General features: G+C 66.5%; 25 protein-coding genes and 1 tRNA gene. 11 read left to right on the top strand and 15 right to left on the bottom strand.

The features are described 5' to 3' along the window. Positions 1–153: 153 nt before the first annotated feature. Together ACFTOW_RS00510 and ACFTOW_RS00505 are read left to right on the top strand one after the other, a co-directional pair. On the top strand, positions 154–1,812 hold the full coding sequence (locus tag ACFTOW_RS00510; RefSeq protein WP_379911978.1) for an NAD+ synthase: 1,659 nt from the start codon (positions 154–156) through the stop codon (positions 1,810–1,812). Beyond that, on the top strand, positions 1,809–2,324 hold the full coding sequence (locus ACFTOW_RS00505; protein WP_379911976.1) for a hypothetical protein: 516 nt from the start codon (positions 1,809–1,811) through the stop codon (positions 2,322–2,324). Before ACFTOW_RS00510 ends, ACFTOW_RS00505 begins: the two co-directional genes overlap by 4 nt. Here ACFTOW_RS00505 and ACFTOW_RS00500 read toward each other — a convergent pair whose 3' ends face one another. Further along, positions 2,325–2,717: a metallopeptidase family protein gene (locus ACFTOW_RS00500; RefSeq protein WP_379912056.1), complete on the bottom strand. Its 393-nt coding sequence runs from the start codon at positions 2,715–2,717 to the stop codon at positions 2,325–2,327. A 127-nt stretch (positions 2,718–2,844) separates the two neighbouring features. On the opposite strand from ACFTOW_RS00500, the gene ACFTOW_RS00495 reads away from it, so the two are divergent. After that, on the top strand, positions 2,845–3,396 hold the full coding sequence (locus tag ACFTOW_RS00495; RefSeq protein ID WP_379911973.1) for a 2OG-Fe(II) oxygenase: 552 nt from the start codon (positions 2,845–2,847) through the stop codon (positions 3,394–3,396). Between the two features lie 6 nt (positions 3,397–3,402). Here ACFTOW_RS00495 and ACFTOW_RS00490 read toward each other — a convergent pair whose 3' ends face one another. From ACFTOW_RS00490 to ACFTOW_RS00465, 6 genes are all read right to left on the bottom strand, one after another. Further along, on the bottom strand, positions 3,403–3,861 hold the full coding sequence (locus ACFTOW_RS00490; protein WP_379911971.1) for an arsenate-mycothiol transferase ArsC: 459 nt from the start codon (positions 3,859–3,861) through the stop codon (positions 3,403–3,405). A 3-nt stretch (positions 3,862–3,864) separates the two neighbouring features. Next, positions 3,865–4,344, bottom strand: coding sequence for a UPF0262 family protein (locus tag ACFTOW_RS00485; RefSeq protein ID WP_379911969.1), 480 nt, complete (start codon positions 4,342–4,344; stop codon positions 3,865–3,867). A gap of 74 nt (positions 4,345–4,418) precedes the next feature. Next, positions 4,419–5,723 (bottom strand): histidinol dehydrogenase, encoded by a 1,305-nt coding sequence (gene hisD / locus ACFTOW_RS00480; protein WP_379911967.1) that lies wholly within the window; start codon positions 5,721–5,723, stop codon positions 4,419–4,421. A 221-nt stretch (positions 5,724–5,944) separates the two neighbouring features. Continuing rightward, on the bottom strand, positions 5,945–6,421 hold the full coding sequence (locus tag ACFTOW_RS00475; RefSeq protein WP_379911965.1) for a DUF2948 family protein: 477 nt from the start codon (positions 6,419–6,421) through the stop codon (positions 5,945–5,947). Further along, positions 6,418–7,686, bottom strand: a complete 1,269-nt coding sequence (murA, locus tag ACFTOW_RS00470; RefSeq protein ID WP_379911962.1) for a UDP-N-acetylglucosamine 1-carboxyvinyltransferase — start codon at positions 7,684–7,686, stop codon at positions 6,418–6,420. Before murA ends, ACFTOW_RS00475 begins: the two co-directional genes overlap by 4 nt. Beyond that, on the bottom strand, positions 7,686–7,868 hold the full coding sequence (locus ACFTOW_RS00465) for a hypothetical protein (protein ID WP_379911960.1): 183 nt from the start codon (positions 7,866–7,868) through the stop codon (positions 7,686–7,688). Before ACFTOW_RS00465 ends, murA begins: the two co-directional genes overlap by 1 nt. 88 nt (positions 7,869–7,956) lie before the next feature. Between ACFTOW_RS00465 and ACFTOW_RS00460 the strand changes: the two genes are divergently transcribed. Next, positions 7,957–8,031: transfer RNA gene (locus ACFTOW_RS00460), tRNA-Thr, on the top strand. A 125-nt stretch (positions 8,032–8,156) separates the two neighbouring features. Then, a complete protein-coding gene (locus ACFTOW_RS00455; protein WP_379911958.1) occupies positions 8,157–8,468 on the top strand; it encodes a hypothetical protein in 312 nt (103 codons plus the stop codon). Between the two features lie 4 nt (positions 8,469–8,472). Here ACFTOW_RS00455 and ACFTOW_RS00450 read toward each other — a convergent pair whose 3' ends face one another. Next, positions 8,473–8,910 (bottom strand): low molecular weight protein-tyrosine-phosphatase, encoded by a 438-nt coding sequence (locus tag ACFTOW_RS00450; RefSeq protein ID WP_379911956.1) that lies wholly within the window; start codon positions 8,908–8,910, stop codon positions 8,473–8,475. Between the two features lie 39 nt (positions 8,911–8,949). On the opposite strand from ACFTOW_RS00450, the gene ACFTOW_RS00445 reads away from it, so the two are divergent. Continuing rightward, positions 8,950–9,648 carry an NAD-dependent deacylase gene (locus ACFTOW_RS00445; protein ID WP_379911954.1) on the top strand — a complete coding sequence of 233 codons (699 nt, stop codon included), beginning with the start codon at positions 8,950–8,952 and terminating at the stop codon, positions 9,646–9,648. A 51-nt stretch (positions 9,649–9,699) separates the two neighbouring features. On the opposite strand, the gene ACFTOW_RS00440 is transcribed toward ACFTOW_RS00445, so the two are convergent. The 5 genes from ACFTOW_RS00440 to meaB all read right to left on the bottom strand — a co-directional run bounded on the left by ACFTOW_RS00440 (position 9,700) and on the right by meaB (position 14,122). Continuing rightward, positions 9,700–10,191: a copper chaperone PCu(A)C gene (locus tag ACFTOW_RS00440; protein WP_379911952.1), complete on the bottom strand. Its 492-nt coding sequence runs from the start codon at positions 10,189–10,191 to the stop codon at positions 9,700–9,702. A gap of 43 nt (positions 10,192–10,234) precedes the next feature. Next, complete coding sequence (locus ACFTOW_RS00435; RefSeq protein WP_379911950.1) at positions 10,235–10,585, bottom strand: hypothetical protein; 351 nt, start codon at positions 10,583–10,585, stop codon at positions 10,235–10,237. A 100-nt stretch (positions 10,586–10,685) separates the two neighbouring features. Then, the gene (rpmB, locus tag ACFTOW_RS00430) at positions 10,686–10,976 is read right to left on the bottom strand and encodes a 50S ribosomal protein L28 (protein ID WP_379912054.1); all 291 of its coding nucleotides are present in this window, start codon (positions 10,974–10,976) and stop codon (positions 10,686–10,688) included. A gap of 148 nt (positions 10,977–11,124) precedes the next feature. Continuing rightward, the gene (locus tag ACFTOW_RS00425; protein WP_379911948.1) at positions 11,125–12,954 is read right to left on the bottom strand and encodes an ABC transporter ATP-binding protein; all 1,830 of its coding nucleotides are present in this window, start codon (positions 12,952–12,954) and stop codon (positions 11,125–11,127) included. A 187-nt stretch (positions 12,955–13,141) separates the two neighbouring features. Continuing rightward, on the bottom strand, positions 13,142–14,122 hold the full coding sequence (meaB, locus tag ACFTOW_RS00420; RefSeq protein WP_379911946.1) for a methylmalonyl Co-A mutase-associated GTPase MeaB: 981 nt from the start codon (positions 14,120–14,122) through the stop codon (positions 13,142–13,144). 190 nt (positions 14,123–14,312) lie between these two features. Here meaB and hrpB point away from each other — a divergent pair, with 190 nt between their 5' ends. Both hrpB and ACFTOW_RS00410 read left to right on the top strand, forming a co-directional pair. After that, a complete protein-coding gene (hrpB, locus tag ACFTOW_RS00415) occupies positions 14,313–16,763 on the top strand; it encodes an ATP-dependent helicase HrpB (RefSeq protein ID WP_379911944.1) in 2,451 nt (816 codons plus the stop codon). Between the two features lie 53 nt (positions 16,764–16,816). Continuing rightward, positions 16,817–17,887, top strand: a complete 1,071-nt coding sequence (locus tag ACFTOW_RS00410) for a site-2 protease family protein (protein ID WP_379911942.1) — start codon at positions 16,817–16,819, stop codon at positions 17,885–17,887. A 96-nt stretch (positions 17,888–17,983) separates the two neighbouring features. Here the strand turns inward: ACFTOW_RS00410 and ACFTOW_RS00405 are convergent, their stop codons facing one another. Beyond that, positions 17,984–18,577, bottom strand: coding sequence for a GcrA family cell cycle regulator (locus tag ACFTOW_RS00405; protein ID WP_379911940.1), 594 nt, complete (start codon positions 18,575–18,577; stop codon positions 17,984–17,986). A 130-nt stretch (positions 18,578–18,707) separates the two neighbouring features. Between ACFTOW_RS00405 and ACFTOW_RS00400 the strand changes: the two genes are divergently transcribed. After that, on the top strand, positions 18,708–19,508 hold the full coding sequence (locus tag ACFTOW_RS00400; protein WP_379911938.1) for an ABC transporter permease: 801 nt from the start codon (positions 18,708–18,710) through the stop codon (positions 19,506–19,508). A gap of 5 nt (positions 19,509–19,513) precedes the next feature. Here the strand turns inward: ACFTOW_RS00400 and ACFTOW_RS00395 are convergent, their stop codons facing one another. Continuing rightward, positions 19,514–20,434, bottom strand: a complete 921-nt coding sequence (locus ACFTOW_RS00395; RefSeq protein WP_379911936.1) for a DMT family transporter — start codon at positions 20,432–20,434, stop codon at positions 19,514–19,516. A 254-nt stretch (positions 20,435–20,688) separates the two neighbouring features. Between ACFTOW_RS00395 and ACFTOW_RS00390 the strand changes: the two genes are divergently transcribed. Then, positions 20,689–21,864, top strand: coding sequence for an aspartate aminotransferase family protein (locus tag ACFTOW_RS00390; protein WP_379911934.1), 1,176 nt, complete (start codon positions 20,689–20,691; stop codon positions 21,862–21,864). A gap of 95 nt (positions 21,865–21,959) precedes the next feature. Then, complete coding sequence (gene argF / locus ACFTOW_RS00385; protein WP_379911932.1) at positions 21,960–22,886, top strand: ornithine carbamoyltransferase; 927 nt, start codon at positions 21,960–21,962, stop codon at positions 22,884–22,886. Positions 22,887–23,038 lie beyond the last annotated feature (152 nt).

Raw genomic sequence — 23,038 nt, 5'->3', positions numbered from 1 at the left:
CGCCTGCCTGTTGCGCTTGGCGGAAATCTAAAGAAGCCACCGGTGTGTCGCAACGCCTTTTGGCCCGGTGGGCGACTTGGCGCGGGCGCTTGCCCTTTTCCTTTGTCCGCGATCTGTTACATCACCTTCAGAACAGGCAGGGGAATGCAGCAGATGGCCGACCGGTTTCGTATCACTTTGGCCCAGTTGAACGCCACCGTGGGCGATATCGAGGGCAATGCCCAGAAGGCACTGACCGCCTGGCGTGCAGCGCGCGACGCAGGGGCCGATCTGGTGGCCCTGCCCGAGATGTTCATCACCGGCTACAACATGCAGGATCTGATCCTGAAACCGGTGTTCCATCAGACCGCGATCACCCGCATCCGGCAGTTGGCGGTCGAGTGCGCGGACGGCCCCGCCATGGCCATCGGCGGCCCCACTCTGGACGGTGTGCGCCTGCACAACGCCTATTACATCCTGCAAGACGGTCAGATCAAGGCCGAGGTGCTGAAGCACCACCTGCCCAATTTCAACGTCTTCGACGAGGAACGCACGTTCGAGGCCGGCGATGTGACCGGCCCTTACGTGATCAACGGCGTGCGCATCGGCAGCCCGGTGTGCGAGGATGCCTGGTACGAGGATGTCTCCGAAACCCTGGCCGAGACGGGCGCCGAGATCCTGCTGGTGCCCAACGGCTCGCCCTATTTCCGCAACAAGATGGAGATGCGGCAGAACGTGATGGTGTCACGCGTGGTGGAGACGGGTCTGCCGGCAATCTACCTCAACCTTGTGGGTGGGCAGGATGACCAGGTGTTCGATGGCGGCTCTTTTGCGCTGAACCCCGGCGGGGCGCTGGCGCTGCAGATGCCCGTGATGGCCGAGGCGATTCAGCATCTCGACCTGACCCGCACCCCCGATGGCTGGCGGATCGAGCAGGGCCCGCTGGCACATATTCCCGACACGATGGAGCAGGATTACCACGTCATGGTGCTGGCCCTGCGCGACTACATGGCCAAGACCGGGTTCAAAAAGGTGCTGCTGGGCCTGTCGGGCGGCATCGACAGTGCCATCGTCGCGACCATCGCCGCCGATGCGCTGGGGCCGCAGAACGTGCGCTGCGTCATGCTGCCATCGGAATACACTTCGGAAGCCTCGCTTGACGATGCCAGGGCCGTGGCCGAAAACTTGGGCTGCCGCTATGATTTCGTGCCCATTGCCGAAGGGCGGCAGGCGATCACCAACACGCTGGCCCCGCTGTTTCAGGGCACCAGTCCCGACCTGACCGAGGAAAACATTCAGTCGCGCCTGCGCGGGCTGCTGTTGATGGCGCTGTCCAACAAGTTCGGTGAAATACTGCTGACCACCGGCAACAAGTCCGAGGTCGCGGTGGGCTATGCCACGATCTATGGCGACATGGCGGGCGGCTACAACCCGATCAAGGATGTCTACAAGACACGCGTGTTCGCCCTGTGCCGCTGGCGCAATGACACGCACCGCGACTGGATGATGGGGCCTGCGGGCACCGTGATCCCCCCGCGCGTGATCGACAAGCCCCCTTCGGCCGAGCTGCGCCCCGATCAGCGCGACGACGACAGCCTGCCGCCCTATGACGTGCTGGACCGGATACTGGAACTTCTGGTGGACGAGGATGCCAGCGTGGCCGATTGCGTGGCCGAAGGGTTCGACCGCGCCACCGTCGAAAAGGTCGAGACCCTGCTCTATATCAGCGAATACAAGCGGTTCCAGTCCGCCCCCGGCGCGCGCCTGTCGAAAAAGGCGTTCTGGCTGGACCGGCGCTATCCCATCGTCAACGGCTGGCGCGACCGGTCATGACGGCACTTCGGCGTTATCGTGCGGCAGCCTGGATTCTGCTGGGGATCGCCGCGGTTTTTGCGGCGCTGGCGCTGTTCGCAACTATTGCCATCGCGCGCTTCGGGATCGAGCAGCTTTGGCACCCCGCAGCCTTGATACCGATTGGCGCGCCCCTGCTGCTGGCGCTGCTGATCGGGGTATGGGGTTGGCGGGAGTTGCAGGCAAAGCCGCCTGTTCTTCACTTTGATGGCGCGGGCGTTACGCTGCGCGACCGCACCATCCCCTGGGACGCGCTGACAGCGGTCAGCCATCGGACGATGCTTGCAGGCTATGGCCCGCTTGATTTGGTGCTGTTTCATCCTCAAGACGGCTGGGCGGCGCTCATCGCGCCCCGCCACATCGACCAGCGCGTCGAGGCCGTTCTCGAGGCCGTGGATACGGCACTGGCCGAACAAGGGCTCTCGCGCGCATCGACACCTACACGGCACTTTCGCGGCCTTTGGGTCGACAAACGCTGGGTCATCCGCGCTTGATCACTCCCACCAACGGTCGATGGTGGCGATATCATCATCGGACCAACCGAAATGATGCGCGAATTCGTGCACGGTGACATGGGCGATCAACCGCTCCAGCGTCACATCCCCCCGATCGCGCCATTCCGCCAGAATGGGCTGCCGGAACAGCCACACCACATCCGGCCCCATCGGCTGATCCCAGACCGATTTTTCCGTCACCGGGATGCCATCATACAGCCCGGTCAGGTCCAGCCGATCGTCGATCTCCATCTCGCGCAACATGTCGTCGGGCGGCCAGTCGGCCACGCGCAGCGCCACATCCTGCGCCAACGCCGCAAAGGGCGCAGGCAGGCCCGCAACCGTTTCGCGCGCCACCTGTTCAAAACCGCCGATGTCCAGCACCTGTTCCATCCCGCCGATATGGGCCCCGGCGCGCGCGACGAAAAGCCCGAAAGCGACGCGCACGGCGAAAACGGGCAAGCAACGGCCTGCGCCTCGCGCTAAGCCCGTCTATCGCAGGAATGTCAGGGCAGCACACGTGATCCACATCCACACCGTCACAGCGGCCTTCACACCCGCCGAATGCGCCGCCATCGTCGCGGCAGCATCGGGGCACAGCGCACAGGATGCCCGGCTGGTGGGGCAGATGCGCGATCACAACCTGCGCCGCGCCGACTTGGTCTGGCTGGACGATGTGCCGGGCACCGGCTGGGTGATGGACCGGATCATCGACGTGGTGCGCTCGGCCAATCGCGATGCCTTCGGTTTCGACCTGACGGAATTCGCCGAAAGCCCGCAGGTCGCCCGCTACGGAGCCGAGCGAGAGGGGCATTTCGACTGGCACGCCGACATTGGCGACGCGATGCTGGCGCGCAAACGCAAGCTGACCTTCGTGGTGCAACTGTCGCCCGCCGATGCCTACGACGGCGGCGCGCTCGAGGTGATGCCCTCGGCCAATGTCGCAACCGCCAAGCGCACGCAGGGCAGCGCCACGCTGTTCGGCAGCTATTTGCTGCACCGTGTCACCCCGGTCACCCGAGGCGCGCGCCATTCGCTGACGGTCTGGGCGCACGGGCCCGCGTTTCGCTGAACCGGATCAGCCCAGACGCGGCGGGCCCCAGCGCCGGGTCAGATGCGCCACGATCTGGTCACGGCTCTGGCGATAGGCGGCCAGCTTGGCCTCGCGCGTCTCGCCCAGGCCCGTCGGGTCCATGATCGGCCAGTACTCGACCTCGAGGTGATACACCCGCGTCAGTTCCAGCGCCTGCCGCTGGCTGGCCGGCGACAGCGCCACCACCAGATCGAACGCCGACAGGTCGTCGCCCCATTCCTGCAACTGCTCGAAACTGCGGCTGCGGTGGCGCGCCAGCTCTACCCCGATCTCGGCGCAGACCGCGATGGCAAAGCCGTCGATCTCAAGATCGCTTTTCACGCCGACCGACTGCACATAGGTGTCCGAGCCATAGAACTTTTTCATGATCCCCTCGGCCATGGGGGACCGGACCGCGTTGTGATCGCAGCAATACAGCACCGATTGGGGCAATGTCTGCGGCACGCATCAGCCCCCGAAGTGCAGGACGCAGATCAGGGTGAACAGGCGGCGCGCGGTGTCATTGTCGATATCGGCCTTGCCCTCCAGCCGTTCCGCCAAAATGCGCGCGCCTTCGTTGTGGATGCCCCGCCGCGCCATGTCGATCGTCTCGATCTGGCTGGGGGCCGAGTTCTTGACCGCGTCGTAATAACTTTCGCAGATCGCCCAGTAATCCTTGACCACCTGCCGGAAGGGCGACAGCGACAGATGGAACTCGGCCGCCTTTTCGCCGCTGTCCGTCAGCACGTCGAACACCAGCCGCTTTTCGCGGATCGACAGGCCCACCTTGTAGGGGCCATCGGGTACCACGCGGTCATCGCGCCTGGGCAGGGAAAAGCTGTTGGCTTCCAGCAGATCGAACATGGCGACCTGCCGTTCCTGTTCGATTTCCGGTGTGGGCGGCGGCAGATTGGCGTCGTCCAGCTCGATATGGCTGATATGGGACATGTGGCATCTCTTCGCAGTGGTCTGCGACGTGCCTAGCGCAGCAACGGGCATTGGGCAATGCGCCAGTTGCCGGCTTACCCTTCGTTCAGACGGTTCAGACGCGCGCGCACGGACAGGCCATGCGCTTCCAGCCCCTCGGATATCGCCAGCGTCTCCGCCGCCGCACCGATCGCGGCCAGCGCGCCCGGCGTCATCCGCGCCAGCGTCGTGCGCTTGACGAAATCCATCACCGACAGGCCGGATGAAAACCGGGCCGAGCGCGCGGTGGGCAGCACATGGTTCGGCCCGCCGACGTAATCGCCGATTGCCTCGGGCGTCCACGCCCCCAGGAAGATCGCCCCCGCATGGGTGATCTTGTCGGACAGCGCATCGGCATCGGCCACGCACAGTTCCAGGTGCTCGGGCGCCACGCGGTTCGACAGGGCGGCGGCGGTGTCCAGATCAGGCACGGTGATGATCGCGCCAAAATCACGCCAGCTTGCGGCAGCAATCTCGCGCCGCTCCAGCGTGGTCAGATACCTCTCGACCGCCGCCGCCACCGCTCGCGCCATGGCCGGGCTGTCGGTGATCAGGATGGACTGCGCGCTTTCATCATGCTCGGCCTGGCTCAGCAGATCCAGCGCCAGCCAGTCGGGATCGTTGTCGCCATCCGCGATCACCAGGATCTCCGACGGCCCGGCGATCATGTCGATGCCGACCTTGCCGAACACCCGCCGCTTGGCCGCCGCGACAAAGGCGTTGCCCGGCCCGGTGATCTTGTCCACCGGGGAGATGGTTTCAGTGCCATAGGCCAGCGCCGCAATCGCCTGCGCGCCGCCGATGCGATAGATCTCGTCGACACCGGCGATGCGGGCCGCCAGCAGCACCAGCGGATTGGCCACCCCGTCGGGCGTCGGCACCACGATGGCCAGACGCTCCACCCCGGCCACCTTGGCCGGAATCGCGTTCATCAGCACCGAGGACGGGTAAGACGCCAGCCCACCGGGCACATACAGCCCCGCTGCGGAAACAGGCGTCCACCGCCAGCCCAGTGTTGCCCCCTGCGCATCGGTCCAGCTTTGATCCTGCGGCATCTGCCGCGCGTGATAGTCGCGGATTCGCGCCGCCGCCAGTTCCAGCGCGTCGCGCTCATGCGCGGGCACCTGCGCGATCAGCGCCTCGATCTCGTCTTGCGAAAACCGCAGGGTTTCGGGCGTCAGCTCCAGCCGGTCAAACCGCGCCGTCAGCTCGATCACTGCCTGGTCGCCCCGGTTGCGCACATCGGCGATGATGCCCGCGACCACGTCATCGACATCCACGTTGTCCTCGCGCTTGGCGCTCAGCAGCGCGGCAAAGGCAGCGTCGAAATCCGGGGCGGTGGCGTCAAGAAACTGGGGCATCATTCATCCTTCAGGGCTGGCCTGCCACATAGCGCCCCGGCGTGCGGTGCTCAAGCCGCCCCTGCTTCATCTTGCCAGATAAACTCCCGCCGGAGGCTCCCGTCCGCACCACAGGCACGCCACAGGACCTGACCCACCACGATCGCCACACGCGGCCCGAGGTTCGTGGCGCAAGCCACGGGCCGAGGTATCAGCACGCGGCGCAGCCGCGTTCCATCTGATCACAGATCGTCAGGATGCCCAGGCACCCGTCCCGAAGGCGCGCGGTAAGGCCGCGTCACATCGCGCAGGTTCACTTCCAGCGCCTCGACCTCCAGCCGGATCGCGCCATCCCCGGCAAGCTGCAGCTCCAGCACACCGCCCGGGGCGTCGCCCGGTTGCCAGTCCAGCGCCAGCAGCGAAAGCACGGTTTCTGCATCGCCGCGCGGCACGCCCTGGCTGGCCACGCGCTGCACGTTGCCGAACACCAGCAGCGAGCGCACCCGTTCCGGCCCGTGCCGGTCACGGCCGCGATCCTCCCAGCGAAACCGGTTCAGCAGCAGCGCAAAGCGCCGGTCCTTGCCCCGCCACGTCATTTCCGAGGCCGGGAACACTGCGTCCTGCACAAGCGCCGAGATCACACGCAGATCATCCGCGTCCAGCGCGCCCAGGTTCAACGGCCCCTCGCGCCCGTCCTCGAATCGCGCATCGCTGGTCACTGGCCGGTCACCCGTTCGATATGGGCCCCCACCGCGCTCAGCTTGTCCTCGACCCGCTCGTAGCCGCGATCCAGATGGTAGACGCGGTTCACGATGGTCTCGCCCTCGGCGGCCAGACCCGCAAGGATCAGCGACACGCTGGCGCGCAGATCGGTCGCCATCACCGGCGCGCCTTTCAGCCGCTCGACCCCGTGCACCGTGGCCGTGCCGCCCGACACCTCGATCCGTGCCCCCATGCGCATCAGCTCCGGCGCATGCATGAACCGGTTCTCGAAAATCCGCTCCTGCAGCACGCTGGTGCCCTCGGCGGTGCACAGCAGCGCCATCATCTGCGCCTGCAGATCGGTGGGAAAGCCCGGAAACGGCTCGGTCGTGACATCGACCGCCCGCACGCGGCCATTCTTGCGCGCAACCTTCAGCCCCACGTTGGTCTGTTCCACCGAGATTCCCGCCGCGTCCAGCTTTTCGCAGAACGCGCCCACAAGGTCGATCCGCCCGCCCAGCAACTCGACCTCGCCGCCGCAGATTGCCGGGGCCAGCATGTAGGTGCCCAGTTCGATCCGGTCGGTCACGACCGGATGCGTGGCACCGCCCAGGCGATCGACGCCCTGAATGGTGATCGTGCCGGTGCCCTCACCCTCGATCTGCGCGCCCATGCGGCGCAGGCATTGCGCCAGATCCACGATTTCAGGCTCACGCGCGGCGTTCTTCAGCACCGTGGTGCCGCGCGCCAGTGTCGCCGCCATCAGCGCGTTTTCCGTGGCCCCGACCGACACCAGCGGAAACTCGAACGCCCCGCCTTTCAGCCCGCCCGGCGCGCGGGCATGAACATAGCCGTCGCGCAGTTCCATCTCGGCACCCAGCGCCTCCATCGCGCGCAGATGCAGGTCCACGGGCCGTGCGCCGATGGCACAGCCACCGGGCAGCGACACCTGCGCCTGTCCCTCGCGCGCCAGCAACGGGCCCAGCACAAGGATCGACGCCCGCATCTTGCGCACGATGTCATATTCGGCCCGCGTGCTGGCCAGCTTGTGGCTGGACAGCGCCAGTACCTGCCCGTCCTGCATCGACACCACTTCGGCACCCAGCGATTGCAGCAGGGTGGTCATGGTGCGGATGTCCGACAGGCGCGGCGCGTTGGTCAGCGTCAACGGCTCGTCGCTTAGCAAGGTGGCGGGCATCAGCGTCAGGCAGGCGTTCTTGGCCCCTGCGATCGGGATCTGCCCGTTCAGCGCGCCATTTCCGCGCACGATAATCGAATCCATCAGCCCTGCCCCTTTTCGCCTGTATCTGTGCCTGTGTCGGTCTTGTTGTCCGCGTCCTGCCCTGCGCGGGCGCGGGCCTGTGCCTTGCGCCTTGCCATATTGGCCTTCAGCGCCGCCTTCAACCGCGCGTCTCGCTCGGCGTCCTTTTTGGCCTGATTTTTGCCGATGCTCTTGCTGGTCATGCCCCCTGTCTACAGTAGGGCGAAAAAACCGTCCAGATTGCGCTTGCGCCTGTTTGCAATTGCGTCTAATCAGCCGCCCACGCAAGGCGCTGCTGTAGCTCAGTGGTAGAGCACTCCCTTGGTAAGGGAGAGGTCGACAGTTCAATCCTGTCCAGCAGCACCATTATCCCCGAATGACCGGAATGTGAGGCGCCTTGCGCCCAAGGCACGATTGAAAACTGCCGTCATCTGCGTCATGATCGGAGCCATAATCAGCGCGGAACGCGCGGCAGATCAGGCAGAACAGACATGAGACAGGCAGTCATCGGCTCGATCCTCGCGGGTTTTCTGGTATCCTTGGCCCCGGCAGCCGTTTTGGCCGGTCCCATCGACCGGGCCTGCAACTCGTCCCCGCGCAAGCAGAAATCACCCGCCCTGTGCGCCTGCATTCAGGCGGTGGCCGATCAGTCCCTGACGCGACGGGAGCAACGGCAGGCGGCCAGGTTCTTTCGCGATCCCCATCGCGCGCAGGAAATGCGGCAATCCAGCAGTGCAGACAACAAGCGTTTCTGGCTGCGCTATCGCGCCTTCGGTGCACAGGCCGAGCAGCGTTGTAGCTGACGGGTCATCCCAGCCGCGCGACCAGCCCCTTGGCGCAGGCCTCGATCAGGTCCAGACAGCCCTCGAAATCGCGAGTGTAATACGGGTCGGGCACATGATCGTCCGCAATTCCCTCATAGTCTGTGAACAGATGCACCGGCGTGTCATTGCCCGTGGGGCGCAGCGCCTCGGTCCGGGTCAGGTTCTGCGCATCCATCGCAAGGATCAGGTCGAAACGGTCAAAATCGGCGGACGCGACCTGCCGCGCGCGCAGGTCGGCCATTGAGATGCCGCGCGCCTTTGCCGCGGTCTGCATCGGCGCATAGGGTGCCTCGCCCGCGTGCCAGTCCGACGTGCCCGCGCTGTCGATCTGCCAGTCGGGCCGCAACGCGCGCAACACGGCATGGGCCGAGGGTGAGCGGCAGATGTTGCCAATGCAGACAAAGAGAATACGCTGGGTCATGTACGCAGGTGTTGCGCGAAACGGAACGAAGGGCAAGCCATGGACAAGATCGTGATCCTGACAGGTGCCGGCATTTCCGCCGAAAGCGGGCTGGGCACGTTTCGGGACAAGGACGGGTTGTGGACCCGCTATCCGATCGAGGATGTGGCGACGCCCGAAGGATTCGCGCGCAACCCCGCGCTGGTGCATGATTTCTACAACCAGCGCCGCGCCCATGCCGCACAGGCCACGCCCAATGCGGCGCATGACGCCTTGGCGCGGTTGCAGGCCGAATATGCGGGCACGGTGGTGATCGTCACCCAGAACGTCGACCACCTGCACGAGGCGGCGGGCGCGCGCGATGTCATCCACATGCACGGGCAACTGGCGCGCGCACTGTGCGACGCCTGCGATCACCGCTGGGACGCAGCTGCGGTGATGGCACCCGACGATCCCTGCCCGGCCTGTCACGCCCCTGCCACCCGGCCGGACGTGGTGTGGTTCGGCGAGTTTCCCTATCACATGGAGGACATCGCCGACCATCTGGCCGGGGCCGGGCTGTTTGCGGCCATCGGCACCTCGGGCAATGTCTATCCAGCCGCCGGGTTCGTGCAGGAGGCCGCACAGGCCGGCGCGCACACGGTCGAGCTGAACCTCGAACCCTCGGCCACCGTGTCGGACTTCGCCGAGACGCGGTTCGGCGCGGCCACTCAGATCGTGCCCGACTGGGTCGAGACCGTGCTGTCGCGCCGCGCCTGAAGCGGACAAGACCGCCCGTTTCGGGGCGGCCTTTCGGTATTCAAAACCGGCTCAGTCGGCCTTTTTCATCTGGCCGTGGCCGTGCCCTGCGTGGCCATGCGCCGGCTTGCGCTCCATGTCCACCGGCACCTCGACCGTGATGGCGCCCGCCTTTTCGAATTGCAGCGTCACGGTCACCATGTCGCCCTGCGCCAGTTCCCGGTTCAGGCCCAGGAACATCACGTGATTGCCCCCGCGCACCATTTCGATCTCTCCATCCGCAGGCAGGGCAAGCCCTTCCTCGATGTGGATCATGCGCATGACACCGTTGGCGTCCTCGTCATGGGTGTGCAGTTCGACCTTTTCGGCCACGTCGGATGTGGCACTGACAAGGTGATCATCGGTGTCGCCGTGATTGCGGATGATCATGAAGGCCGCGCCCGAGCTGGACATCATCGAGGACACCCGCGCGTAGGGGTCTTGCACCTCGATATCGGCTGCAAAAGCAGGCATGGCAAGGGCGACCGCGGCGGCGGCGGCCAGAAGGCTGGATTTGATCGACATCTGAATGGTCCTTTCCTGTATCTGTCGTGATCCGTAGGTTGGGTCAGGACAGCACAGGCGGGCCACGCGCCTGTGGCAGCGGGGCCAGAGCGCAGGCGATGGCAGCCTGCGCGCCGGGGCTCAGGGCGATCAGCCGGGGCGCTGCGTGGGACTGTGGCGCGGGTGCATCCCAATGCGCGGCAAACAGCGACTGCGTGCACTCGGGGCAGATATGCGGCGGGCTGGTGGGCTGGCCATCCTCATCGACCAGAACGGTGACGGGCCCCGATCCGGTGCACAGCACCATCTGCCCGGCCGGGCCGGGCATCCCGCGCGCGATCGCCATGGACTGGCCCGTCAGGGCCAGAACCAGCACCAGAACGGCACTCAGCAGGGGATGACGAAACGCGATCATGCCACCGGATATAGCTTTGCGGCGCGGCGGCGGAAAGCGGCAAAACGAAACAGCCCCGCCGGTATGCCGACGGGGCTGCGTGACACTCGGTCGAAAAGGATCAGGCGTTGTCGGCCTGCGCCTTCATGATCTCTTTCTTCAGCTTCAGCGCGTTGGTCGACAGCTCGGCATCCTTGGCCTTGATCAGGAACGCGTCCAGACCACCGCGGTGATCGACGGACCGCAGCGCCGAGGCGGAAATGCGCAGCTTGACGCCACGGTTCAACGCTTCGGATTGCAGCGTGGTGTCGTTCAGGTTCGGCAGAAAGCGACGCCGTGTCTTGTTGTTGGCATGGCTGACGTTGTTGCCAGTCATCGGGCCTTTCCCGGTCAGTTCGCAGCGGCGCGACATATCTGTTACCTCGTTCTGGATCGGGGGACCGTGTCCGGCCCCTGCAACATATAAGGGCACTGCCATGGGCAGCGCCCTGAAAATCGTTGTGGGTGATTAGGCGGAATCACCGGGGGCGTCAAGGGGGATTTGCCCGGATCGCCCCCTATCAGCCTTCGCCCAGAAACCCGCCCGACTGATGCGCCCAAAGCGTGGCATACAGCCCGCCCTGCGCCAGCAACCCGGCGTGGCTGCCCTGCTCGACGATGCGGCCCTGATCCAGCACCACGATCCGGTCCATCCGCGCGATGGTGGACAGGCGGTGCGCGATGGCGATCACGGTCTTGCCCTCCATCATCGTGTACAGCGTGTCCTGCACCGCCGCCTCGACCTCGGAATCCAGCGCGCTTGTCGCCTCGTCCAGCAACAAGATCGGCGCATTCTTCAGGATCACCCGGGCCAGCGCGATGCGTTGCCGCTGCCCGCCCGACAGTTTCACGCCACGCTCGCCCACATGGGCATCAAGGCCCCGCCGCCCCTGCGGGTCCTGCAGATCGGCGATGAACTCCAGCGCCTGCGCCTGTTCGACAGCGCGGATCATCTGCTCTTCGGTTGCATCGGGACGACCATAGGCCAGGTTGTCGCGCACCGAACGGTGCAGCAAGGCCGTGTCCTGGCTGACCATGCCGATCTGGCGGCGCAGGCTGTCCTGCGCCACATCGGCGATGTCCTGCCCGTCGATCACGATGCGACCGCCTTCGGCCGCATAGAACCGCAGCAGCAGCTTCATCAGCGTGGATTTGCCGGCACCCGACCGGCCCACCAGCCCGACCTTTTCGCCCGGTGCCACGGCCAGATCCAGACCCTCCAGCCCGCCGCTGTCGCGGCCATAGCTGTGGTGCAGGTTCTCGAAACTGATCTCGCCACGCGTAACCTGCAAGGCTCCAGCTTCCGGCGCATCCGGCAGGGTGATGGGCTGGGCAATCGTCTCCATCCCTTCGGACACCACGCCCAACTGCCGGAACAGCGTGGTCAGCGCCCACATGATCCAGCCGGTCATCGCGTTCAGCCGCAGGGTCAGCGCCGTCGCCGCCGCCACCGCACCCACGCTGGCCTGTCCCTGCATCCACAGCCAGACGGCCCAGCCGACCACCGCCACGATCAGCAGACCGTTCAGCAGCACCAGCCCGAAATCCATCTTCGTATACAGCCGCATTTCCGCCTGAAAGGTGCGGCGCGCATCCTCGATCGCCTCTTGCGCAAAGGCCAGTTCCTGTTCGTGGCGCGCGAACATCTTGACCGAATGGATGTTGGTATAGCTGTCCACCACGCGCCCCGTCACCGCGCTGCGCGCGTCCGCTGCGGCCTGACTGGCCGGGCTGACCCGGGTGATCGCCCAGCGCATCAGCAGGCCATAAGCCAGCATCCAGGCCAGCAGCGGCAGCATCAGACGCGCGTCCGCCCCGCCCAGCACGATCACCGCCCCCGCCGCATAGGCCAGCGAGAAGGTGACCGCGTCGAACACCTGAAACACCGCCTCGCCCGCCGCCGGGGGCGTCTGGACGATCCGGTTGGCGATGCGGCCGGCAAAATCGTTCTCGAACCAGCCCACCGATTGCCGCAGCACGTGGGCATGCGCCCGCCAGCGGATCAGCGTGGCGAAATTCGGCATGATCGTGTTGTTCAGCAGCAGCACGTCAAACGCCTGAATCGCCGGGCGCAGCAGCAGGATGAACAGCGCCAACGCAATCAGCGCGGTGCCGTGGCGTTCCCAGACCTGCGCGGGATCGCCCTGAAGGATGTCAACGATCCAGCCCATGTAGTAGATCAGCGCAATCTCGACCCCCGCCACCAGCACCGACATGAAGGCGGTCAGCGCGAACACGCTCTTGAACGGCTGCGAGTAGTCCCACATGAACCGCCACAGGGTTTGCGGCGGGTGATCGGTGCGGGCATAGGACGTGTAGGGATCGACGAGGTTTTCGAAGTAACGGAACATGGTCTGGGCTTTCACAGGCTGCATCGCTGGGCATATCGCACGGGAACAGGTCGCACCACCGGCGCGCACCCGACCCCTTCGGGCGGGATCGGATCAGATCAGCCAGACCCCACGATACATTCTGCATCCTCCATGTTGCGCGAGGATGATAGCGCGGGCGAACCGGGCTGTCACCCTGTGGATTGGCCTAGTCACCGCGCAGGTCCTCCATCATCCGCGTTGCCGCCACCGTCGGGGTGATCTGCCCCTCGGCCACCGCCCGCGCCAGATCGTCCATCTGCGCGCGGGCCTGCGGAGTCTCAAGCTGCGCCAGCAGGGCGTGGCGCACCTCCTGCGCGAACCAGTAGCGCGCCTGTTCCGCGCGGCGGCCCTCGAAATGCCCGGTCTCGCGCCGCCAGTCGACCAGATGGCGCATGTCTTCCCAAGCCTTGGCCAGACCGTCCTCCTGCAAGGCCGAGACGCAGACCGCCTTTGGATAGCCCTCGGGATCCTGCGGTCGCTTGCGCAACAGCCGCAGCGCCCCGGCGTAATCGGCCTGCGTGCGCATCGCGGCGGGCTTCAGATCGCCATCGGCCTTGTTGACAAGGATCAGGTCGGCCATCTCCATGATGCCGCGCTTGACGCCCTGCAACTCGTCGCCGCCCGCCGGGGCCAGCAGCAGAACGAACAGGTCCGACATCTCGGCCACCACGGTTTCGGATTGCCCCACGCCCACGGTTTCGATCAGCACCACGTCAAAGCCCGCCGCCTCGCACAGGGCCACCGCCTCGCGGGTGCGCCGGGCGACACCGCCCAGATGGGTCTGGCTGGGCGAGGGGCGGATGAACGCGCCGGGCTCGCGGCTCAGCCGTTCCATCCGGGTCTTGTCGCCCAGGATGGACCCGCCCGATCGGGCCGAACTGGGGTCGACCGCCAGAACCGCCACGCGCAACCCCTGCGCCAGCAACATCATGCCGAAGCTTTCGATAAAGGTCGATTTGCCCACCCCCGGCGTGCCTGACAGCCCGATCCGTATGGCCTGCGCGTCGCTGCGCACGCGCAGATCCTCGATCAGCTCCGCCGCCTGTGCCCGGTGATCCGCCCGGCGGCTTTCCACCAGCGTGATCGCCCGCGCCAGCGCCCGCCGGTCGCCTGCCACGATCCTGCCTGCCAGTTCCGCGATCTCCATGCCCAACCTCCTTGCCTTGGGCGACGTGATGCCCAGCACGCCCGTCAAAGTCCAGCCCGGGCTTCCTCTCTCTGGAAATATCCTCGGGGGGTGAATTGGCCCATCGGGNGGAGTGAATTGGCCCATCGGGCCAAGAGGGGGGCAGACAGCCCCCCTTTCCCGCCCGCCAAAAGCGCGCGATAACACGGCCATGACCCGCCTGCCCATCCACGATGTCATCCCCGACTTGCTGGCTGCCCTGCGCCAATCAGGTCGCGCCGTGCTGCAAGCGCCCCCCGGCGCGGGCAAGACCACCGTGGTGCCGCTGGAAATCCTGCGCGCCGGGCTGACACCGGGCCGCATAGTCATGCTGGAGCCGCGCCGCCTGGCCGCGCGCGCCGCGGCCGAGCGGATGGCCGAAACCCTGGGCGAACCCGTGGGCCAGACCGTCGGCTACCGCATGCGCGGCGAGGCGCGCAGCAATGCTGCCACCCGGATCGAGGTGGTGACCGAAGGCATCCTGACCCGGATGCTGCAATCGGCCCCCGACCTGCCCGGCGTGGGTGCGGTGATCTTTGACGAATTCCACGAGCGTTCTCTCAACGCCGATCTGGGGCTGGCCCTGTGTCTTGAAGTGACGGGCGCGCTGCGTGACGACCTGATCCTGCTGGCGATGTCCGCCACGCTGGACGCGCAGCCGGTGGCCGATCTGATGGCCGCCCCCATCTTGACCTCGCAGGGGCGCGCCTTTGACGTCGATACCCGCTGGCTGGACCGCCCGCTGCCCAAGGGCGCGCGGCTGGAACCGGCCACCGCCGATCTGGTGACGCAGGCGGTGGCCGAGACAACGGGCGGCGTGCTGGTGTTTCTGCCGGGCGAGGGCGAGATCCGCCGCACGCAATCGTTGCTGCAATCGCGCCTGCCGCCGGATTGCACGATCCGGCCCCTGTTCGGCGCGATGCCCTTTGCCGAGCAGCGCGCCGCCATCGCCCCTGTGGCGCAGGGGCGCAAGGTGGTGCTGGCAACGGCCATCGCGGAAACCTCGCTGACGATCGAGGATATCCGCGTGGTCGTCGATGCAGGACGCGCCCGCCGCGCGCGGTTCGATCCCGGTGCGGGCATGTCGCGGCTGGTGACCGAACGGGTGACCCGGGCCGAGGCGACGCAGCGCGCGGGCCGCGCGGGCCGGGTCGCGGCAGGCACCTGTTACCGGCTGTGGACCAGGGGCGAGGATGGCGCAATGGCCGCCTTTCCCCCGGCCGAGATCGAGGCGGCGGATCTGGCCGCGCTGGCGCTGGAACTGGCGCTCTGGGGGGCCGCGCCCGCCGATCTGCCATTCCTGACCCCGCCCAACCCCGGTGCCTATGCCGAGGCGCAGGCGCTGCTGGCGATGCTGGGCGCGCTGGACGATCGCGGGCTGATCACCGATCATGGCCGCGCGCTGGCCGCCCTGCCCTTGCATCCGCGTCTGGGCCACATGCTGACCCTTGCAGGCCCGCAGGCCGCGCCGCTGGCGGCGTTGCTGTCCGAACGCGACCCGCTGCCGCGCGCAGCACCCGTCGATCTGACCCTGCGGATCGAGGCGGTGACAGATCCCCGCCGCTACGCCGAAACCCGCCCCCACGCGGCCAACCGTGGCGTGACCGAGCGCATCCGGACCGAGGCAAAGCGCCTGTCGAAAGCCGCCAAAAGCGCCCGCCAGGGCAGTCTCGGCGTGGCCGAGATGGCCGCACTGGCCTATCCCGACCGTATCGGCCAGCGCCGCAGCGGCGATGCGCCGCGCTTTGTGCTGTCGGGTGGCAAGGGCGCCGTGCTGGACGATTCCGACCCGCTGGCCAATGCGCGGCTGATCGTCGTCACCGACACCGACGGCAACCCGCGCGAGGCCCGCATCCGGCAGGCCATCGCGATTTCCGAGGCCGAACTGCGCGGGCTGTTCCCCGACCGGATCGCGTGGGAGGACATCTGCGAATGGTCCAAACGCGACCGCCGCGTGATCGCACGACGGCAGGAGCGGCTGGGCGCGGTCGTGCTGGACGACCGGACATGGAAGGACGCAGCCCCCGAGGCCATCGCCCGCGCCATGCTGGACGGGGTGCGCGATCTGGGGCTTGCCCCCTCGGCTGCTGCGCGGCGGTTCATCGCGCGCGTGGCCTTGGCGCGGGCAGACAGGCATGACCTGCCGGATATGTCCGCGTCTGCCCTGATGGACACCCTTGACGACTGGCTGCTGCCGCATCTGGCGGGCGTGAAATCCGCCGAGGACTGGAAACGCTTTGACATCCACGACGCCCTGCGCGCGATGCTGAGCTGGGACCAGATGCAGGCGCTGGACCGCGCGGTGCCCGGCCATTTCACCACCCCGCTGGGCCGTCGCATCCCGATCGATTACGCGGGCGAGGCCCCGGAAATCCAGTTGCGCCTGCAAGAGATGTTCGGCCAGACCACCCACCCGGCGGTCGCGGGCCAGCCGCTGCGCGTCACGCTGCTGTCGCCTGCGGGTCGCCCCGTGCAGACCACGATGGACCTGCCGGGCTTCTGGTCGGGCTCTTATGCCGATGTGCGCAAGGACATGCGCGCGCGCTATCCCCGCCATCCCTGGCCCGAGGATCCGACACAGGCCGACCCCACCCTGCGCGCCAAGCGCCGGGGACAGGGCTAGAGCCTGCCGCGCATCACACTTGCAAATCCGGCAGGCACGCACAGGATAGACACATGAGTTGGTCCTTTCCCATCGGCACGATTCGCGGCACCGAAATCCGCATCCATGCCACGTTTTTCCTGCTGCTGGCCTGGATCGTGGCCGTGGCCGGCATGGCGGGCGGTGCGGCTGCGGCGGTCGAGAACCTTGTGTTCATCCTTGCGCTGTTCGCCTGCGTCGTACTGCACGAGCTGGGCCATGTCTTCATGGCCCGCCGTTATGGCATCCGCACGCCGGATATCACGCTGCTGCCGATCGGCGGTCTGGCCCGGCTGGAGCGCATGCCCGAAGACCCAAAGCAGGAGATCGCCGTCGCACTGGCCGGGCCTGCGGTGAACGTGGTGATCTGGCTGATCCTGACGCTGGTGCTGGGCGCGACCGTCCAGACCGATGCGATCGAAACGCTGGAAGACCCCGATCAGGGCTTTGTCCAGCGGCTGGCGATGGTCAACCTTATCCTTGTGCTGTTCAACATGATCCCGGCCTTTCCCATGGATGGCGGCCGGGTGTTCCGGGCGGTTCTGGCGCTATTCACCGACCGGGTCCGCGCAACACGGATCGCCGCGCGCACCGGGCAGGCGCTGGCCTTCGGCTTTGGCTTTCTGGGACTGACCAGCGGCAACCCGTGGCTGGTGCTGATCGCGGTGTTCATCTTTTTCGCCGCCGGGGCCGAAAGCTCGGACACCGCGCTTCAGGACCGCGCCAAGGGGGCGATGGCGCGCGACGCGATGATCACCGCCTACGAGGCGCTGTCGCCCCATGACACGGTGGACACCGCCGCGCAGGCGGTGCTGCGCAGCACGCAGGCCGAGTTTCCGGTGATCGGGGCAGACGGGCGGCTGGTGGGTATCCTGACCCGCGCCAGCATCATCACCGAGGTGCAGGCCGACCGCCGCACCGCACGGGTCGAGACGGCGATGACCACCGACATTCCCGGCGTGCAGCTGACCACCCCGATGGAGGCGGTTCTGCGTGCCATGCAAGACAGCCCGCCAGGCGTGGCCGTCACCGACCGGACCGGGCATTTCGTGGGCTACATCACCCGCGAGAACATCGGAGAATGGCTGATCCTGTCGCGGCACTGACCTCTGGCCACCGCCCCCGGAAACTTGAATAAAGTTTCCGGCCCGATTTCCTTCTCAGGAAATCGCTTGGCGCTTTTGCCACAGGCGCGACCGATATCAGCGGCGGCGGTCGCGGCGGCTGCTCATGGGTTGGAAGGCCACGCCGACATGCGCCTCGCAATAGGGCTTGCCCTGCTGGACCGGCAGACCGCAGAACCAGAAATCCGGCGTGGCCGGATCGCCCACGGGCCATTTGCAGGTCTTTTCGGTCAGCTCCATCAGCGTCAGTTTCTTGGCCTTCTTCTCGATCTCGCTGACCTTGGCCAGCGCGGCCGGGTCGATCTCGTTTGCCGAGGGTTGCGGCGGCAGGGGCTGACCGGCGGGGATGATCGCCTTTCGCGCCGGCAAGGGCGCGGGCGCGCGCACCTCGACCACGGGTTCGGGCTGGTCTTCGGGCTCGACCTCGGGCTTGGGAGCGGGTTTTGGCGCCGGTTTCACCTTGGTCTCGGGCTTTGGCTTGGCTTCGGGCTTGTCCGCCGCCGCCGCCGCCGGGGCTGCCCCGCCGGCACGGTTGGACAGCCCCAGCCGATGCACCTTGCCGATCACCGCATTGCGCGTCACACCGCCCAGTTCCTTGGCGATCTGGCTGGCCGACTGGCCCTCGCCCCACATTTTCTTCAGCAATTCGACACGTTCATCGGTCCAGGACATCAGGTTCATCCGGTCTATCAAGGGTCAAAGGGCGGTCCGCATCTGCCGACCGCCCTGTTCAAATTCGACTGCGCATATTCTAAGCATCCCACACAGAGTTACAAGGCACCGAATCAAAGGGGCGCGCAGGATGAACATCACAGGCATGGGCACGCGGCGGTTTGGCCGCGTCAACTGGCTGGGGCTCTATACCCTCGCCGGGCGCGAGGTGCAGCGGTTCACCGCGATCTGGATGCAGACGCTGGTGGCGCCGCTGGTGACCGCCGGGCTGTTCCTGGTGATCTTCACCATCGCCATCGGCCCGTCGCGCAGCGATGTGATGGGCGTGGCCTTCACCACCTTCATCGCGCCGGGGCTGATGATGATGACGGTGATCCAGAACTCGTTCGGCAACACCTCGTCCTCGCTGATCGCATCCAAGGTGCAGGGCAACATCGTCGACACGCTGATGCCGCCGTTGTCACCGCTGGAACTGGTGCTGGGCTACATCGCGGGCGGTGTCGGACGCGGCTTGTTCGTGGCGGTGCCGATCGCGCTGGGGGTCTGGGTGTTCCTGGGTATCGTGCCGCAGCATCCGGTGATGATGCTGGCCTTTATTGTGCTGGGATCGGCGCTGATGGGGGCGATCGGCGTGGTCGCGGGCGTCTTTGCGCAGAAATTCGACCAGATGGCCGCGATCACCAATTTCGTGGTCACGCCCCTGGCGTTCCTGTCGGGCACCTTCTACTCGGTGCATGCGATGCCGCCGGTGCTGCGCCAGATCACCCATGTGAACCCGGTGTTCTACATCATCGACGGCGGGCGCTATGGCATGCTGGGCGTGTCCGACAGCTCGCCCTGGCTGGGTCTGGCGGTGGTGACCGTCTGCACGCTGCTGGTGATCTGGGTCGCCTGGTCGATGTTCCGCCGCGGCTATCGCCTGAAGGCCTGAAGCACCTAGCCCACGCCCCCGCCGGTCGGCGGCACCGCCGGGCGCACGCTGCCCGCGCGGGCCTGCCGCCAGGCCAACAGGGCCGCCCCCGCCACGATCACGCCCGCGCCCAGCACCGAGACCGCATCCGGCACCACGCCAAAGGCCGCGAAATCATAGCAGCCCGCGAACACCAGTGTCACATAGCTGAAGGGCGTCACGAAGGACGCATCCGCCCGCGCCATGGCGTTGACGAAACAGGCCTGCGCGCAGGCCATGCACAGGCCCACCCCCGCCAGCCCCAGCCATTCCGCCCCCGTGGGCGGGGTCCAGACCGGCCAGACCGCGGCGCTGGCGATGCACAGGCCGATGGCATTGTTGACGAAGAGGATCTGCAAGGGCCCCTCGCGGCCCGACAGCTTCTTGATGAAGATCAGCTCGAACCCCATCATCAGCGCCGCCGCCAGCGCCAGCAATGCGGCGGGCTGAAACGCCTCGCTGCCGGGGCGCAGCAGGATCAGCGCGCCCGCCATGGCGATGGCCGCCGCCGCCCAGCGGATGCGCCCGACCGTCTCGCCCAGCAGCGGGATCGCCAGCACCATGGCAAAGACCGGGTTCAGGAAACTGATCGCCGTGGCATCGCCCAGCGGGATGAACGCCACCGCCGCGAACATCAGCGACACGCCGGCCCAGCCAAGCCCGGTGCGCCCCAGATGCAGCCGCCAGTGCACCCGCGTCAGCCGCGGGCGCACCACCGCCATCACCGCCGACAGCGCCATGAAGGCAAACACGAACCGCCCGTGACTGACCTGAAGCGGATGCAGCCCCTCGCCCAGATGCCCCGCCCCAACCGCCTTGGCGAACAGAGTGCTGCCCGCAATGAATCCGCTGGCCGCCAGCATGAAGGCGACCGTAAGGCCGGGGTTTTGCGCGCGCGGGATAAACATGCGCCCTGCTATCCGCGTCTTTGGCTGCGCTGGCAAGCCCCGGCGCGATACCCTCTTGGCAAAACCCGCAAAACCGCTTATCCGCCATGGCATGACAACCGACGCCCATATCCCCGCGATCCGACGCCGACGCACCCGCGCCTGACGTCTTTTTGCCGTTGTCACCCGCGCTGGATTGCGCAAACTCTTCTTGAACTTGACGAAACCACCGGTGTGATGCACCGATACGGTTTCTTTGCCAAAGGATGATCGCCATGATCCCCAGCATTCTGCCGACCTATTCCCGTGCCTCCCTTGAATTCGTCAAGGGCGAAGGGGCCTGGCTGATCACGGCGGACGGGCGACGCCTGCTGGACATGGGGGCCGGCATCGCGGTCAATGCGCTGGGGCACGCGCATCCCGCGCTGGTCAAGGCGCTGACCGATCAGGCGGAAAAGCTGTGGCATGTCTCGAACCTTTACCAGATCCCGCAGCAGCAGGCGCTGGCCGACAAGCTGGTCGAGCACAGCTTTGCCGACACGGTGTTCTTTACCAATTCCGGCACGGAGTCCTGCGAACTGGCGGTCAAGATGGCCCGCAAATACTGGTACGAGGCAGGCGACCCCGAGCGTATCGAGATCGTCACCTTCGCCGGATCGTTCCATGGCCGGTCCACGGCGGCGATCGCCGCCGCCGGATCGGAAAAGATGACCAAGGGCTTTGGCCCCTTGATGCCGGGGTTCACCCACCTGGACTGGGGCGATCACGACGCCCTGCGCGCCGCCGTGACCGACCGCACGGCGGCCATCCTGATCGAACCCGTTCAGGGCGAAGGCGGCATCCGCCCCTTGCCCGATCAGTGCCTCAAGGGGTTGCGCGACCTGTGCGATGAGACCGGCGCGCTGCTGATCCTGGACGAGGTGCAATGCGGCATGGGCCGCACCGGCAAGCTGTTTGCCCATGAATGGGCAGGGGTCGAGCCTGACATCATGATGGTGGCAAAGGGCATCGGCGGCGGCTTTCCCCTTGGCGCGGTGCTGGCGACCGAAGCCGCCGCCGCAGGCATGACCTCGGGCAGCCACGGCTCGACCTATGGCGGCAACCCTTTGGCCTGTGCGGTCGGCTGCGCGGTGATGGATCATGTGGCCGATCCGGCGTTTCTGGCCAATGTGAACCGCGTCGCAGGCCAGTTGCGACAGGGGCTTGAGGGGCTGGTGGCCAGTCATCCGGGTGTTTTCGCCGAAGTGCGCGGCACCGGCCTGATGCTGGGGCTGAAATGCGTGGCCCCGAATGCGGATGTGGTCAAGGCGGGCTATGACAACGACCTGATCACCGTGCCCGCCGCCGACAACGTGATCCGCCTGCTGCCGCCCCTGACCCTGACCGAGGACGAAGCAACCGAGGCGCTGGCCCGGCTGGACCGCGCCGCCAGTGCACTTGTCCCATCCTGATTTCCTCTCTCCCCAAATATCCCGGGGGTGAATTGGCCCGACGGGCCAAGAGGGGGCAGCGCCCCCTTCCCCCGCACCAATAAGAAAGACCCGACATGCAGCATTTTCTGGATATCAACAGGACTGAACCGGCCGACCTGCGCGCCATGATCGACGGGGCCCGCGCCATGAAGCTGGCCCGCAACGGTCGCCCCAAGGGCACGCCCGACGACGCGCAGCCGCTGGCGGGGCAGATGGTCGCGCTGATATTCGAAAAGCCCTCAACCCGCACCCGTGTCAGCTTCGACATCGGCGTGCGCCAGATGGGCGGGCAGACCATGGTGCTGTCGGGCACCGACATGCAGCTGGGCCATGGCGAAACCATCGCCGACACCGCCCGCGTGCTGTCGCGCTATGTCGACATGATCATGATCCGCACATTCGAGGAACAGACCCTGCTGGAAATGGCCGAGCACGCCACCGTTCCGGTGATCAACGGGCTGACCAACCGCAGCCACCCCTGCCAGATCATGGCCGACATCCTGACGTTCGAGGAACATCGCGGCCCCATCGCCGGGCGCAAGGTGGTGTGGTCGGGCGATGGCAACAACGTCTTTGCCAGCTTTGCCCATGCCGCCGGGCAGTTCGGGTTCGATCTGACCTTCACCGGCCCGCCGCCACTCGACCCTGAAATGGCCTTCGTGCAAGAGGCCCGCGACAAGGGCGCCAGGGTCGAGATCGTGCGCGATCCGGTGGCCGCGGTCCAGGGCGCGGATCTGGTGGTCACCGACACCTGGGTGTCAATGCATGACCCGCAAAGCGCGCGCGAGCGTCGCCACAACCAGCTGCGCCCCTATCAGGTCAATGCCGAACTGATGCGCCACGCCAAGCCCGACGCGCTGTTCATGCACTGCCTGCCCGCGCATCGCGATGACGAGGCCACATCCGAGGTGATGGACGGCCCCCATTCTGTGATCTTCGACGAGGCCGAGAACCGCTTGCATGCGCAAAAGGCGATCATGCGCTGGTGCTTGGGGGTCTGACCCGCAAAACGCACATCAGTCGGCCCTGAAAACGGGCCGACAGGCGCCATTATTCGAACAGCCGCAGCAGCCTGTAGCGCGACAAACTTGATGAGAAGAGCGCGTCAATCAGGATGAGAATCCTTGGTCGCGACGCTTGAGAAGATGCCGCC

The organism is Lacimonas salitolerans, from assembly GCF_042677865.1.
Taxonomy (GTDB): Bacteria; Pseudomonadota; Alphaproteobacteria; order Rhodobacterales; family Rhodobacteraceae; genus Lutimaribacter; species Lutimaribacter salitolerans.
The sequence above is the reverse complement of the archived record's forward strand: the minus strand, read 5'-3'. Positions and strand labels throughout refer to the sequence as shown.